This is a genomic window from Haloprofundus salinisoli (assembly GCF_020097815.1).
Lineage (GTDB): Archaea > Halobacteriota > Halobacteria > Halobacteriales > Haloferacaceae > Haloprofundus > Haloprofundus salinisoli.
Map to the genome: position 1 here is coordinate 1406591 of NZ_CP083663.1, position 15299 is coordinate 1421889.

12 protein-coding genes, 1 tRNA gene and 1 pseudogene are annotated in these 15299 nt (G+C 63.9%); 7 read left to right on the forward strand and 7 right to left on the reverse strand.

The window, feature by feature from the left end:
* Positions 1-3: 3 nt before the first annotated feature.
* On the reverse strand, positions 4-387 hold the full coding sequence (locus LAQ73_RS07505; protein ID WP_224270605.1) for a DUF2073 domain-containing protein: 384 nt from the start codon (positions 385-387) through the stop codon (positions 4-6).
* A 4-nt stretch (positions 388-391) separates the two neighbouring features.
* Positions 392-1033: an Era-like GTP-binding protein gene (locus LAQ73_RS07510; RefSeq protein ID WP_117593782.1), complete on the reverse strand. Its 642-nt coding sequence runs from the start codon at positions 1031-1033 to the stop codon at positions 392-394.
* 1245 nt (positions 1034-2278) lie between these two features.
* On the opposite strand from LAQ73_RS07510, the gene LAQ73_RS07515 reads away from it, so the two are divergent.
* Complete coding sequence (locus LAQ73_RS07515) at positions 2279-3952, forward strand: Cdc6/Cdc18 family protein (RefSeq protein ID WP_224270606.1); 1674 nt, start codon at positions 2279-2281, stop codon at positions 3950-3952.
* A gap of 107 nt (positions 3953-4059) precedes the next feature.
* Here the strand turns inward: LAQ73_RS07515 and LAQ73_RS07520 are convergent, their stop codons facing one another.
* On the reverse strand, positions 4060-4752 hold the full coding sequence (locus LAQ73_RS07520; RefSeq protein WP_224270607.1) for a S24/S26 family peptidase: 693 nt from the start codon (positions 4750-4752) through the stop codon (positions 4060-4062).
* Between the two features lie 257 nt (positions 4753-5009).
* Here LAQ73_RS07520 and LAQ73_RS07525 point away from each other — a divergent pair, with 257 nt between their 5' ends.
* Positions 5010-6764 carry a DNA-directed DNA polymerase II small subunit gene (locus LAQ73_RS07525; RefSeq protein WP_224270608.1) on the forward strand — a complete coding sequence of 585 codons (1755 nt, stop codon included), beginning with the start codon at positions 5010-5012 and terminating at the stop codon, positions 6762-6764.
* A gap of 271 nt (positions 6765-7035) precedes the next feature.
* Positions 7036-8160 carry an oxidoreductase gene (locus tag LAQ73_RS07530; RefSeq protein WP_224270609.1) on the forward strand — a complete coding sequence of 375 codons (1125 nt, stop codon included), beginning with the start codon at positions 7036-7038 and terminating at the stop codon, positions 8158-8160.
* Positions 8161-8182: 22 nt separating this feature from the next.
* Here the strand turns inward: LAQ73_RS07530 and LAQ73_RS07535 are convergent, their stop codons facing one another.
* On the reverse strand, positions 8183-8644 hold the full coding sequence (locus LAQ73_RS07535; RefSeq protein ID WP_224270610.1) for a hypothetical protein: 462 nt from the start codon (positions 8642-8644) through the stop codon (positions 8183-8185).
* Between the two features lie 192 nt (positions 8645-8836).
* Between LAQ73_RS07535 and LAQ73_RS07540 the strand changes: the two genes are divergently transcribed.
* From LAQ73_RS07540 to LAQ73_RS07550, 3 genes are all read left to right on the forward strand, one after another.
* Positions 8837-10015, forward strand: a complete 1179-nt coding sequence (locus tag LAQ73_RS07540) for an aspartate kinase (RefSeq protein ID WP_224270611.1) — start codon at positions 8837-8839, stop codon at positions 10013-10015.
* A gap of 92 nt (positions 10016-10107) precedes the next feature.
* Positions 10108-10593, forward strand: coding sequence for a hypothetical protein (locus LAQ73_RS07545; protein ID WP_224270612.1), 486 nt, complete (start codon positions 10108-10110; stop codon positions 10591-10593).
* Between the two features lie 139 nt (positions 10594-10732).
* On the forward strand, positions 10733-12079 hold the full coding sequence (locus tag LAQ73_RS07550) for a tryptophanase (RefSeq protein ID WP_224270613.1): 1347 nt from the start codon (positions 10733-10735) through the stop codon (positions 12077-12079).
* 5 nt (positions 12080-12084) lie between these two features.
* Here LAQ73_RS07550 and LAQ73_RS07555 read toward each other — a convergent pair whose 3' ends face one another.
* Positions 12085-12744, reverse strand: coding sequence for a metallophosphoesterase family protein (locus LAQ73_RS07555; protein ID WP_224270614.1), 660 nt, complete (start codon positions 12742-12744; stop codon positions 12085-12087).
* 96 nt (positions 12745-12840) lie between these two features.
* On the reverse strand, positions 12841-13416 hold the full coding sequence (locus LAQ73_RS07560) for an IMP cyclohydrolase (RefSeq protein WP_224270615.1): 576 nt from the start codon (positions 13414-13416) through the stop codon (positions 12841-12843).
* A gap of 126 nt (positions 13417-13542) precedes the next feature.
* Between LAQ73_RS07560 and LAQ73_RS07565 the strand changes: the two genes are divergently transcribed.
* Positions 13543-13615 (forward strand) — tRNA-Gln (locus LAQ73_RS07565).
* Positions 13616-13970: 355 nt separating this feature from the next.
* On the opposite strand, the pseudogene LAQ73_RS07570 reads toward LAQ73_RS07565, so the two are convergent.
* Positions 13971-15239, reverse strand: a pseudogene (locus LAQ73_RS07570) (MFS transporter); the annotation flags it as partial.
* Between the last annotated feature and the right edge of the window lie 60 nt (positions 15240-15299).

Genomic DNA, 15299 nt, shown 5'->3' on the forward strand with positions numbered 1-15299 from the left:
GAACTACTTCCGGGAGATGAGCGCGCTGATGAGCGTTTCGTCCTTGTGGAGCGTCTCGATCTGGTTGGCCGGACCGATGACCGTGAGCTTCTTCGTCGATTCGCGGCCCATGAGTTTACCGAGGAACCCGCCGTCGCTGCTCTTGTGCGGGTACGTCTCGATCTCGATGCCGCTGAAGTTGTCGGGGCTGATCTCGGTCATCGTCACCTCGATGAGCTTCGACTCCTCGTCGGGCGTCAGGCCGTCTTCGAGGATAACGATTTTCCCGTCGCGGACGCTGTCGAGGATGAGGCGGATCTTCTCCATGCTCCGCATGTTCTCCATCCGAGCGCCGCTGATGAGGTCGATCTGGATGCCGTCGTGGTCGCCGCGTTTTACTTCGGGCATGGTATCACCCGAAGTACTCCGCGATTTTGTCGTACACTTCGTCCATGTTCTCGCCTTCGAGCGCCGACAGCGGTACCGTCTCGTGCTGCGGGAAGGCGTTGGCGATCTGCTTGACGTTCGAGCCCTCGAGGTCGGTCTTGTTCGCGAAGATGAGCACCGGCAGTTCGCGGCTCTCGATGATGCCGATGAGCATCGTGTTGACCTGCGTGAACGGGTCCTCGGCGCTATCGAGCACGTAGATGACGCCGTCGACGTCCTCGCGAAGCCAGTGCATGGCTTCGGCGACACCCTCCGTCGCCTCGCGGGAGCGACGGACTGCGTCGTCTTTGTCGATGTCGTGGTCGAGGAACTCCTTGTAGTCGACTTTCGTCGTCACGCCGGGCGTGTCGACGATGTCGATGGTGACGGCGCGGCCGTTGCGCTCGATCTCGACGTTCTCTTTTCGGCGGGCGCGACGCGTCTCGTGCGGAATGTGGCTCTCGGGGCCGATGGCGTCGCCGGTCCAATCGCGGGCGATACGGTTTGCGAGGGTCGTCTTTCCGGCGTTCGGCGGTCCGTAGATGCCGATTCGCTTCGGCTCGGAGGCCGAAAACAGCCGGTCGGTGACCCGTGATATGCTATCTCTGAGTTCTGTGAGCAGTCCCATCCTAGACTCCTGCTCCTCCGAACACCGCTCGTGGAGGGGCGTATGCGGGTAGAACATCCCCGGGGTAACTTAAGTACTGCGTCAGACAACGGTCACTTTAGCCGACAGATCTTTGCAAGCTACGAAGAGGAAAGTGTGGTTCGTCCTCGCGCAGGCGTGCGAAACACTAGATATAAGAGGTGTAAAACTACTACAAAGAGAGAGAAAGTAGGGGGAGAAAACTGTTGAAGAGGGGAAAGAGAGTCGAGTCACAGAATCGAGACAAAAGACGAGCAGCTCAACGATCCGAGTCGGTAGTCCCTGCAACATTACCACATACAATATCACCGCATACAACAGCACATCGTGAGATACTGTGTGACATTGTCATACCTGACGCTACCGTGGGCCGCGATTAATACTGCCTTGGATGGGTGTTCTCGGTCACCGAAAAATCCTCTCCTCGCTTTGTCCCCACCCCCACCCCTTCGTTTCGAGTGGAGATACCCCACGAGAGACTCGCCGATGGAATCGGGCGTGGCGTGAAGACGAATCGGTGTTGTGTTCTCCAGAAATTTTAATAAATAAACACAAAAAACACAACAACAAATTATTTGCTGAGCCTACGGACTAGTATGAGCTAATACGTGATAAATCCTGCCTATTCAGGTTGCCCTGAGAGCCGTCCCCTCCTTGTGGACCGTTCCACCGGAAACGAAGGGGTGGGGGGGAGCCTGGCTTCCCGACTCCTCTCTCCTGTCGCCCCACTTACGTTCTCACGGGCCGAAACGCAACGTGTCACCGCTTCCCTCCGACTCTTTACGGTCCGCCCGGTTTCCACTCGAAATAGAGGGGTTGCTCAACGGGCCATTACTCTCACCACTCTTACTGAAAGACAGGATATATAATCGGTCAGAAGCCGAACGCGATACAGTCGAGAACTCTCCGCATCGATTCCGGACTCACCTGCCGACAACGATTGGTTGCGCTGACTTCCATCGACGCGGCCGAATTCGGCGTTTAACAGAGGAATACACGGGTTCTGGTTGAGGTGACCGAACCGGCTGAGCCGGACAGTTCGAGCGCTCCATCCGTGGAACTCGTCACGAAGCGATAACTTTTTTGTCCCTCCTCTTCATTCGTTTCTTCTGCATCACCTGGACGCGCCTCGGCGGCCGACGAGTTGGATATCGGCTCCTCGTCGGTTCTACACCCGAATTTCCACCGCCGCCGGCGCAGTTCCAATCGAAACAAAGGGGATCAACGATGACCGAAGACGACTCACACTCCGACGACGGTGAACCCGCGGACACGGCGTCGGAGCAACGAAGACGCGCTGGCGACGAGGAGACGAGCAACACACGGTCCGACACCCCATCGGACCGAACTCCACCCGACCAGACCAGCGAGGGGAGGTCGGCCGACCCCGCGGCTGACGGTTCCACCGAAACAGGGGACGCCGCCGACGAATCCGAGCTCTCGACCGCTCGACGGTCCGGCGCGCCGAACCCCTCGCGTGCACTGAGCGACGTCGCACTCGACGACGACGGCGACGATAGTCGCGGCCTGTTCGACGACTTGCTCTCGGGAGAGCCGATCTTCGAGAACAAGGAGGTCCTTCGACCGTCGTACACGCCCCACGAGCTCCCCCACCGGACCGACCAGATCAACCAGATGGCGACGATTCTCGTCTCCGCGCTCCGCGGCGAGACGCCGTCGAACATCCTCATCTACGGGAAGACGGGGACCGGCAAGACCGCAAGCGCGAAGTTCGTCAGCCAGGAACTGGAACGGACCTCACAGAAGTACGACGTCCCCTGCGAGGTCGAGTACATCAACTGCGAGGTGACCGACACCCAGTATCGCGTTCTCGCACAGCTCGCAAACAAGTTCATCGAGAAGAACCACGCGGTCATCGACGATCGCCTCCGTTCGCTCGAAACGCTGGCCGGACGGGCGCGCGAAGACGAGAACGCCCTCGCCGACACCGGGTTCGACGCCGTCGGCGATGTCGACGCCCGCATCTCGGAACTCGAACGCGACCGCGAGGAGATGGAGTCGGTTCCGATGACGGGGTGGCCGACCGACCGCGTCTACTCGACTTTTTTCGACGCCGTCGACTACAACGAACGCGTCGTCGTTATCATGCTCGACGAGATCGACAAACTCGTCGAGAAATCCGGCGACGACACGCTGTACAACCTCTCGCGGATGAACTCCGAGTTGGACAACTCGCGCATCTCCATCATGGGCATCTCCAACGACCTGAAGTTCACCGACTTCCTCGACCCGCGCGTCAAATCCTCGCTCGGCGAGGAGGAGATCGTCTTCCCGCCGTACGACGCCAACCAGCTGCGCGACATCCTCCAACACCGCGCGGACGTCGCGTTCAAGAGCCACGTGCTCTCCGAGCACGTCATCCCGCTGTGTGCGGCGTTCGCCGCGCAGGAACACGGCGACGCTCGTCGCGCACTCGACCTCCTCCGGACCGCAGGCGAACTCGCCGAGCGGAGTCAGGCCGATGGCGTCGCGGAGACGCACGTCCGGCAGGCACAGGACAAGATCGAACTCGATCGGGTCGTCGAAGTGGTCCGCACGCTCCCGACGCAGAGCAAAATCGTGCTCTTTTCTATCATCCTCCTCGAGAAGAACGGCGTCCACAACATCAACACCGGCGAGGTGTTCAACATCTACAAACGCCTCTGCGAGGAGCTCGACGCCGACATCCTCACGCAGCGCCGTGTCACCGATCTCATCAGCGAACTCGACATGCTCGGCATCGTCAACGCCGTCGTCGTCTCCAAAGGTCGCTACGGTCGGACGAAGGAGATCAGCCTCTCGGTTCCCATCGACGAGACTGAAGCCGTCCTCCTCTCCGATTCGCGTCTCGGCGACATCGAGAACGCCCAGCCGTTTGTACAGGCGCGATTCGACAACTGATTTTCACACCCCTCTGTTTCGACTCTAAACCCGGATTTCAGACGCGAAACATGAGCTTAAGAGAGCTAACGGTCTGCACTCGAAATAGTGGTATACTCCCGGTCCGCTTACGCCGAGATAGACGCCGTCGTTGGAGGCGACCCGACGGATGCGCTCGGTTCCGAGAGACGTTCGGTGGTCGACGACTCCTCCGTTGGCGAGAAAACGACGACTGACGGTCCAGCGTCGGTCGTCGCAGGTGCCGTGCTCGCAAAGGCGAGGCGAACCCATCCGAGATACGGAATACGAACCCGCGCGACGCCGGTTACCCACTCCTCTTTGACGGGTGCACTGATGGTGCTCGTCTGGTCGTACGTCGGGTTGTTGTCGCCCTTCGTAATGTAGGCGTCGTACGGCGCGGGACAGAACTCCAGTTCCTCGCAGTTGTCTGCGGTGATGTAGTCCGGGTTCGCCTTCTCGTACCAGTTCTCGCCCGATTCGACCCGAAACATGGCCCGGTGGATAATCGGCGGGCCGGCGCTGTTAGGGTTGTCGTAGACGATAACGGAGCCGTAGGACCCGAGTGACCGGTAGTCCGCTTCCTGACCTTCGGCGAACGTGACGACGCTCGACCCGCCGCCTGCGTCCGGTGCGAACCGACCGGGTTCGGTGATGAAGATGAGGTCGCCTCGCTCCATGTGCGGTTCCATGCTCCCGCTCTCGACGGCGACCATCGGAGGCCAGACGCCGGCGACGGCGAACAGGAGGGCTCCGATAGCGAGAACGATGGCAGCACTGCTGAGCAGTTCCCGGAGAAACATGAACGGACCGTCTTGGTCGTGAAGAAACCTGTCGACGGGACCGCCGGACGAGCCATCGGTGTCGGTACGATCGGAAGAAGCGGAGGTCCCGCCCCCTCCGGATGATTCAGAACTATCGGAGGGCGGGCGGCTATCTCCAGCACTCATTGCGCCCCGATTCGGCCCGTCCGCGTTTCAACTTTCTGGAGCCCTCGCCGCCGACGTCGGTCCCCGGTCGTCTCCGGCACGCTTTTCTTTCGACCTGTGTATCTCTGCCTGTGCCGCTGGAGACGCCCTCACGCATCGTGAAAGCGCTCGCCAGCCGCGGCTACAACGCCGAACGCGAGGCCGTGACCCTGCTCGCCAGCGCAGCGAACCCCCCCGAGGCGTTGGAGCGTGCCATCGAAGCCGCCCCCGACGACGCACTTCGACTCACCGTCGACCAGGTCAGAGCGGTCCTCGACGGCGGAGCCAACGCGGCGGACGCGCCGACGAAGCCGACCCCGGCCTCGCCTGCCTCGTCCCCGTCGTCCGACCCGGCCGATTCGACCGACCCGGCCAACTCGACCGACTCGACCGACCCAGTTGACTCGGTCAACTCGGACGGTACGATGGACTCCAGCGCGACCACGACGGCAGCCCCCTCCGAGTCGTCGACGGTCAACCCGTCCGTTTCCACTGCACCCTCGACGGAGAATCCGCCGACTCAGACGAGTTCTCCAGTGGAAACGGAGGGGTCGAGCTCCCGATCCGCGGAGACGGTCACCGCGCCGACGACCCGTTCGCCGGACGCGAACTCCGACTCCGCGCACGTCCGCGACCCCGCGAAACGCTCGCTCGACATCGCCAACGACATGACCGGCGCGAGTACCGGCACCGGCGAGTACAAGCAGTTCGTCACGACGTTTCGGGACCGCTACGACCGCCTGTCGAAACTCCTTCGCGGACGTGTCAACCACCGACCGGCGAAGTCCATCGGCGACATGGTCGGGGGCAGTGAAGTCGACCTCATCGGCCTCGTCAACGACGTTCGCTCGACGGCGAGCGGTCACTGGCTCGTCGAACTGGAGGACACCACGGGGACGTTCCCCTGTCTGGTGATGAAGGACAAGGGCATCGCCGACAACGTCGACGAACTCCTGATGGACGAGTGCATCGCCATCCAGGGGACGCTCTCGGACGACTCGGGTATCGTCTTCGTCGATACGCTGCACTTTCCGGACGTGCCGCGGACGTTCCGGCCGAAGACGGCCGACAGACACGTCCAGGCGGCGCTCATCTCCGACGTCCACGTCGGCAGCCAGGAGTTCATGGCCGACGCGTGGCACTCCTTTACCGACTGGCTCCACACCCCCGAAGCCGACCCGGTCGAGTATCTGCTCATCGCCGGCGACATGGTCGAGGGCGTCGGCGTCTACCCGAATCAGGACGAGGAGCTCGACACCGTCGACATCTACGACCAGTACGAGGAGTTCTCCGAGTATCTGAAGGAGGTGCCCGGCGACACGGAGATCGTCATGATACCGGGCAACCACGACGCGGTCCGCCTCGCAGAACCGCAACCGGGCTTCGACGAGGAACTTCGAGACATCATGACCGCCCACGACGCCCACATTACCTCGAATCCCTCGACGGTGACCATCGAGAACGTCTCGGTGCTGATGTATCACGGCGTCTCTCTCGACGAGGTCATCGCCGAACTCCCCGCCGAGAAGGCGAGTTACGACGAACCGCACAAGGCGATGTACCAACTTCTCAAAAAGCGCCACGTCGCCCCGCAGTACGGCGGTCACATGCGCCTCGCGCCCGAAGAGCGCGACTACCTCGTCATCGACGACGTCCCCGAGGTGTTCCACACCGGCCACGTCCACAAACTCGGCTGGGGGAAGTACCACAACGTCCTCGCGGTCAACTCGGGCTGCTGGCAGGAGCAGACCGACTTCCAGAAGAGCGTCAACATCAATCCTGATTCCGGTTATGCGCCGATTCTCGACCTCGACACGCTGGATATGACGGTTCGGAAGTTCGCATAGCGACGTTTTACGCTGGTTCGCTCCGCTCGCCCCGTAAAAGCTCGGACAAAAGTACTGCCTCCGACCGACGACTCAGATACCGTACGCCGTCCCGACGATGGTCATGACGATTCCGCTCGCCCACCTTCTCGTCTCCAAGCGAAGCGAGGGGGGTTCGCGCTCCGAATCGACTACCTGAGTGCGACTGCTCGGGGTTCGATACCACACATCGCGTGCACTCCGCGTGCACCACCGCCGTCTCCCTTTTACCGGGGCGTCCTTCGACCTGAATATGTCCGAATTCGACGCGCTGTTCGAGACGTTCGAGTTCGAGGGAGTGTCGCTCGACAACAGAGTCGGCCTCGCGCCGATGACCCGGACGAGTGCGACAGACGACGGTCGCGCCACAGACCGGATGACGCGGTACTACGCCAAGTTCGCCCGCGGCGGCTTCGGCTTTCTCGTCTCCGAGGGCGTCTACCCCGACACCGAGTACAGCCAGGGCTACCTGAACCAACCCGGTCTCGCCACCGAGGAGCAGACCAAATCGTGGACGGAAGTCACCGACGCGGTCCACGAGGAAGGCAAACCAATCTTCGCCCAGCTGATGCACGCCGGCGCGATCTCGCAGGGGAACCCCCACGCCGACGAGACGGTCGCCCCCTCGGCTGTCCAGCCGGAAGGTGAGAAAGCGGAGCTGTACGGCGGTAGCGGTGCGTTCGAGACGCCGCGTGAACTGACCATCGAAGAACTCGGCGACATCGAGGCGTCGTTCGTCGAAGCCGCAGAGAACGCCCGCGAAGCCGGCTTCGACGGCGTCGAACTCCACGCCGCCAACGGCTACCTGCTCAACGAGTTCCTCGCGCCCGACGCCAACCAGCGCGACGACCGCTACGGCGGCGACGCCGAGAACCGCGCGCGCTTCCCCGCCGAAGTCGTCGAGGCCGTCTCCGAGGCGCTGCCCGACGAGTTCGTCGTCGGCATCCGCGTCTCGCAGACGAAGGTGAACGATGAGACGCACGAGTGGCCCGGCGAGGAGTACGCGGCGACGGTGTTCGATGTGCTCTCGGAGGCGGGCGCGGACTACGTTCACACCACCGAGGGCGACGGTCTCGCCCCGGCGTTCGGCGACGACGGCCCGACGCTCGCCGAAGTCGCCGTCGAACACGCCGACGCGCCCGTCGTCGCCAACGGCGGACTCGGCGACCCCGAGGCGGCCCGCGCCGCGCTCGACGACGGGGCGGACCTCCTGACGCTCGGGACGAGCGCGCTCGCCAACGCCGACTGGCCCGAGCGCGTCCGAAACGACGAGGACCTCGACGAGTTCGACCCCGGCGCGATTCTCGTCCCCGAGGCGACTATCGGCGACAACGAGCTCCCGGACACCGACGCTGCCGCCGAGACGGCCGACGACTGAGGAGCGGAGCTCGACTCTCGCGTTACGGCTGGAGCCGATATCGCACGGTTCGCTGGCCGTCGAACCTCGGCCCCGACCCCTGTTGCTGGAAGCCGACCCGCTCTGCGGCCCCGCGGAGGTCGTCGGCGTCTGCCCCGACGAGCAGTTCGGCGTCCATCCGCTCGGCGCGCGCAAAGCGGAGCGGCTCTTCGAGGAGTCGCTCGACCGCGTCGGCGGCGCCGCCGAACTGCGTGACGTGGACCGTCCGGTCTCTGGCGTCGTAGCTGACGAAGCCGACGATGGGCTCTTCGGTCGTCGCGTCCGGTCGGTCGATGTCGTCCGTCTCCGCCCCATCGGCGTCCTCGTTCGGTCCGGTGACGGTGTTCGCTTCGGTGGCGACGTGGACGGTTCTGTCGTGGACGAGGTTCCGCATCACGTCGGTCGGTGCGTCGGCGATACCGGCGAGGGTCGCGGCGTCGGCTTCGACCGCATCGCGTATCTCCATACCGCAGGTTTCGCACCGGCGCGCTTAAGCCCGTGGGTATCAGTCGCACACTACGTCGGCGACCGCGCTCCCGCCTGCGCCTTCGGGACCGGCAACCGTTGGGAGAGTGAACACAGTTATGCGTTCTCCACCGCTATCGCACGCCATGTCTGAGCACCCCGGTACCGACCGACCGCGAGAGGTGACGCTCGCATGCGAGTAGTCGCGAAGTTCGGCGGGACGAGTCTCGGCAGCGGCGACCGAATCAACCGCGCCGCCGACTCCGTCGCCGCCGCCGTCGAACAGGGGCACGAAATCGCCGTCGTCGCCAGCGCGATGGGCAGCACGACCGACGACCTACTGGACGAAATTCAGTTCGAGGCCGACGACCGCGACCGCGCCGAAATCGTCAGCATGGGCGAGCGAACGAGCGTCCGGATGCTGAAGGCCGCGCTCTCGGCGCGCGGCGTCGACGCGCTGTTCGTCGAACCCGGCAGCGAGGAGTGGCCCATCATCACGAACGACCTCGGCGAAGTCGACGTCGAGGAGACCCAGCGCCGCGCGGCGGACCTCGCGCGGCGACTCGACGGCGTCGTCCCGGTCATCACCGGCTTCCTCGCACAGAACCTCGACGACGAGATAACGACGCTCGGCCGCGGCGGCAGCGACACCAGCGCCGTCATGCTCGGCAGGTATATGGACGCCGACGAGGTCGTCATCGTCACCGACGTCGAAGGCGTCATGACCGGCGACCCACGCGTCGTCGAGGGCGCGCGAAACGTCGGGCGCATCACCGTCGACGAACTCCGGAACCTCTCGTTCCGCGGCGCTGAAGTCGTCGCCCCGAGCGCGCTGAGCTACAAGGACGACCACCTCGCGGTTCGCGTCGTCCATTACCAACACGGCGACCTGCTGACCGGCGGCACCCAGATAGAGGGCCAGTTCCGCAACCTCATCGACCTCCAGGAGACGCAGTTGGCCTGCCTCACCGTCGCCGGCCGCGCGATTCGCAACCGCCCGGGCATCCTCGCGGATCTCTCGGAGTCGCTTCGAGGCTCCAACATCAACATCGAAGCCGTCGCCAGCGGGATGGACTCGGTCACGATCTACGTCGCCACCGAGGAAGCCGAAGAGGCCGAGAGCCTGCTGCACGACGCCGTCGTCGCCGACCAGTCGCTCTCCAGCGTCACTGTCGACGAGCCCGTCGCCGTCATCCGCATCACCGGCGGCGAACTCCCCAACCAACCCGGAATCATCCGCGGCATCGTCTCGCCGCTGGCCGAAGCGAGCATCAACATCCACGACCTCATCACGAGCGCCACTTCCGTCGCCGTCTTCGTCGACTGGGACGACCGCGAGCAGACCCTCGAAATCGTCCAAGAGAGGATGTAGTCGCCGCGCTCTCCAGTCTCGATTCTCTACTTCCACCGGAGGCGTTTCGTATCGACGACAAGATTTATTCTCGGGCACTCCGCAGGCGGACTATGGGCACTCGCCGCGTTCTCGGTCCGCTCCGCATCTCTCTTGCGGCCGTCGGCATCTGTCTCGTCGCCCTCGGCGTCGCCGACTTTGCAGCCGCGACGACCGGGCGGTACGCGGACACATTCGGCGCGAGCTTCGGGAGGATGTTCGGGGTCGCCGCCGTTGCCGCCGGGTCGACGCTTGTCGGCGGCGGCTTGGCGATACCTGCCTCTCCCGACACTTTTAGCGGGTCGTGGCTTCGGTACTCGGTCCCTCAACGACGACTCGCCGCGTTCGGCGTTCTTGTGACGTTTGTCCCGCCGCTCCTGCTAGCGACTGTCGCACCCGGCGGTGCGATACTCGACCGTCTGTTCGTCGCGTTTCTGCCGTTCGCCTTCTTTCACGTCGCCCAGTTCGGTGCGCTCACAGCCCTCACGGCGCTGGCGTGGCGCATCGTCGATGGTCTCTTGAATCACCGACGCAGCGTCTCTAGCCTCGACCGTTCGTAGCGCGGGGCAGTTTACGCCAATACCGATGTCCACTACTCCGGTTTCCTCCCCACAGTCGCACACTCGCTGCCAGTTCTGCGCGGTAACGTACAGACGTCGGTAGGGTGGTATTAAGCCACGATGCGACGACGCGCCGACCATGCGCTCCTACAAGGCGAAGATGGTCGAGCCCATCTCGCTTCCCTCCCGCGAGAAACGAGAGGCGATTCTGGACGAGGCCGGCTACAACGCGTTCAACATCCCCGCCGAGCACGTCTACATCGACCTGTTGACCGACAGCGGCACCGGGACGATGAGCGACGAGCAGTGGGCCGCGCTGTTCCGCGGCGACGAGTCCTACGCCGGCAGTACGAGTTTTGCGAAACTCCGCGACGCCGTCGACGACGTGATGGGCTTTCCGCACGTCGTTCCGACCCATCAGGGCCGCGGCGCGGAGAACGTCCTCTACGGCTGTCTCGTCGACGAGGGCGACGTCGTGCTCAACAACGCCCACTTCGACACGACCCGCGCCCACGTCGCCAATCAGGGTGCGGACCCGGTCGACTGCCCCATCGAGGGCGCGAAGGACCCGAGCGTCGACGGCCCGTTCAAGGGGAACTTCTCGGTCGAACGCGCCCGCGACGTCGTCGCCGACGTGGGCGCAGACGCGATTCCGGTCGTGGTGCTCACCATCACGAACAACTCCACCGCGGGTCAGCCCGTCAGCGTCGCCAACACGCGAGAAGTAGCCGACTTCGCCGCCGAAATCGACGCGACGTTCGTCGTCGACGCCTGTCGCTTCGCCGAGAACGCCTACTTCGTCCAGCAGCGCGAGAGCGAGTTCGAGGACAGTGAGATCGCCGACATCGCCCGCGAGCAACTGTCGTACGCCGATGCGGTGACGATGAGCGGGAAGAAGGAGGCGCTCGTCAACATCGGCGGCTTCACCGCGATGCGCGACCCCGACGTGTTCGAGGCGGCGAAACAGCGCGCCATCCTCTACGAGGGCTTCCCCACCTACGGCGGGATGGCCGGCCGCGACATCGAAGCGATGGCCGTCGGCCTCCGCGAGGCCGTCGAACCGCCGTACGTCGAAGAGCGCGTCCAGCAGGTACAGGAACTCGGCGAGATGCTCGAAGCCGAGGGCGTTCCCGTCTACAAACCCGTGGGTGGACACGCGGTGTATCTCGACGCTGGGGAGCTGTTCTCGCATCTGCCGAGCGACCAGTTCCCCGGTCAGGCGCTCGTCTGCGAACTCTACCGCGAAGGCGGCGTCCGCGCCGTCGAACTCGGCAGTTTCGCATTCCCCGGCGCGAACCGACTCGAACTCGTCCGCCTCGCGGTTCCTCGCCGGACGTATTCGCGCGAACACCTCGAACACGTCGCGGAGACGGCGGGTGCGGTCGCCGCACACCGCGAGGACGTGGGCGGCCTCGAAATCACCGGTGAACCGCCGGTACCGGAACTCCGACACTTCTCTGCGACGCTCCGTCCGGTCTCGGAGTAACTCTCCTACGTTCCTTCGTACAGTCGCGTCCCGATGCGCTCGGGGAGGCACTCGGCCTCGACGGCGCGAACGACTTCGTCGATGTCGTACGTGACGCGGCGCTCCTCGACGGTCATCGCGTCCAAATCGACGATGGCGTACGCCGCCCGCGAGTCGCCGTCGCGCGGCTGGCCGACGCTACCGGGGTTCATCACGATACCCTCGTCGTACGCTTCGTGCGCCTGGACGTGGGTGTGGCCCATCACGAGCACGTCCTCGCCGTCGAGCAACTCGGGCATGAACTCGTCGGGGTAGGTGTAGTGGTCCGGATTGTCCGGGTGGCCGTGGACCAGGCGGACGCTGCGGTCGGCCGTGAGACGTTTCTCGGGGAGATTCGCCAGCCAGTCGAGTTGCTCGCCGTCGAGTCGTTCGCGGGCGAACTCCACACCCGCGCGGGCCATTTCGTTGAACCGAAACGCCGTCCCCTCGGCGACGGCGCGGTCGTGATTGCCCTGGACGGTCGGGACCCCACGCTCGCGGAGCCGTTCGATGCACTCGGCGGGCCACGGGTTGTAACCGACCACGTCACCAGCGCAGACGATACCGTCGACCGGCGACATATCCGACAGAACCGCGTCCAGTGCGACCAAATTGCCGTGTATATCGGAGAGAACACCCAACCGCATACTCTCGGTTACAACGCGAGGACTTTAGTGTTCGACGGCCACGTTCACTGTCTCTGACCGGTCGACACCGGCGTTCGCTTCGACAGCCTGCGGCGCTCAGTCGTTGACGACGGCCGTCTCGACGCCGTCGTCGGAGACGGCGACGCCCGCCGCGCAGACGGCGTGTTCGAAGTCGAGGTCGTACGCCTCGCGGGCGGCCTCTTTCGCCGTCGTCGCCGAGAACTCGAACGCGCGTGGACGGTCTTCCTCGTAGGTGGCGACGAGCGTCGCTTCCTCGACGGCCTTCACGAGTACGGCGTCTTTCCGGACGATGCCGATAGTCGCCTCGTCGCTGCCGACGACGCCCGCGATTCGAGGCGTGTCGTAGTCGTCTTTCTCGTAGTCGAGCGCGAGTAGACTCTCGACGAGCGCGTCGCGGGCGGGGTAGCCGAGGTCCAGTTTTTCGGTGATGGGGTCGACCTGCGACCCGTTGCCGACGACGACCTCTCCCGCTTCGGTTTCGCGCACGCAGTTGTAGGAGATGTAAGGGTTGTCCGTCTCCGGCGCGTCCGAGGTGGGAGCGACGGTGAGCGCGTCTTCGCGTTCGACGATCCGCCTGTTCGGGAACGACCGCGACGAGACGCGGTAGGCGGTGATGCCCGGTCCGACGACGATGAAGCGTCCGACGTACATGCACTATCGTGCATAGTTTAGACGGAAATAGATGGCGATTTGTACAGCATCGTTCCTGTGTCTGCCCGTCGCAGAGCGTCTCCAACGCGCAACGTTTACATATTCAGGGGGGCTACGAAGCGATGCAGTCCCATGGGGTAGTGGCCAATCCTGTTGCCTTCTGGGGGCAACGACCGCGGTTCGAATCCGTGTGGGACTACTTTCTTTCCGTTCTCGACCCGTGAGCGGCCGTCTCATCTCTCGAATCCGAGACACGATGACGGACGCTCGACCAAAGACGCTCAGTTGCCGTCCCACGCGACCAGCAATCGCCCGACTAACTGTATCAGGAGGTACGCGGGGATCGCGTACAGCAGGACGACAGCCGGAATTGCGATGACCGTATTGAATGCGTGGTTCGCAGGTGCAGAGTCAGTTCGGAGAACCAGTACGACCACATAAAATAGCGTGAGGGCGCTGAAGAGTTCAGTTCGGTCCACTGTTCGCTCATCTATTTCCGAAACGTTACAATTTTCGAATAGAACTTCGACCGCTTTCGACCCACCGGATCTCCCTCACTCAGTCTGCGGATTCACGCTCCCGGTCTTCGCGTACACCCCACCTAGAAGCACGAACCCCGCGAGCAACGGAATTACTGCGCAGGCCGCATACACCGGCTCGAAGCCGACCGTCTCGACGAGCGGCAACGACACCATCGGCCCGATACCGCCGCCCAAATCTCCCAGAACGTTGTTGGTCCCCGTCGCGCGGCCCATCCGATCGGAGGGCGTGAGGTCGGCCAACAGCGCCATCAGCGGGCCGCTGGTGCCACCCTGTCCCGCGCCGATGCAGATACAGGAGATGACGAGCGTCGGCAGCGAGGAGGCCCGCGATAGGAGGAGAAATCCGACGAAGGAGACGACGAGAAAGACGAGCAGTATCGGCACCCGAGCGCCGTAGTCGTCGCTCACTTTCCCACCGGCGAGCATGAATACCGACGCGGAGACGACGGTCACCGCCATCAGTGCGCCCGAGATGCCTTGTGGACCGTAGCCGAGGAGTTCGATTTCGTTCACCTGGATGAACAGCACGAGCGTCGCAAACAGCGCGCCGAGGTACGCGAAGAAGAGTCCGAAGTTGACGAAGCCGACGGTGAGCGCGGGGGTGCTCGTGTCGATCTCCCACGGCGCACTCGTCGACGACTCGGCCGTGACGTGCGTCTCCGGAACCTGCCAGTAGGCGATGACGCCCGCGAAGAGCGCGAACGCGGCAGCGACGACGAACGCCGCCTCGACGCCGTACGCCTCGCTGACGATGCCACCGAGGATCAGTCCAGCGGGAAAGCCGAGCGTGATGCCGCCGCGGACCACACCCATGTTCGTCCCGCGGGAACTGCCGTCGCTGACGTCGGCGGCGATAGTGTACGCGGTAGCGAAGACGGCGGCACTGCCGAATCCCCAGAGGACGCGCGCGAGGAGGAACCAGAGCTCCGGCAGCGACGACTGGACGGCGACGACGTAGCCCAGCGTGGCGAACCCTTCGACGAAGAGGCCGGCGACGAACGGCTTTCGGGTACCGATACGGTCGACGAGCGCCCCTGCCGGAGCGTTGGCGACGATGCGGGCGAAGCGGTTGGCGCTCAGGATCAGGCCGACCAGAAACGGCGAGATGCCGAGAACAGTACCCAAGTTCGGGAGGATGGGGAAGATGACGCCGCCGCCGAAGCCGACGAAGAAGGTGCTTGCGATGACCGCGAGGACGACTGTCTGCGGACGTTTCACCGCGGACGTCGACCTCCGAGCGAAGACGGATTCGTCGAGTGCATAACTGACTGTCCGGTCAGTAGTTCGGCGACGGAAATACGACTGTCGCTTCTCGCGTCGGTTTCCGGTAGTTCGCCGGCG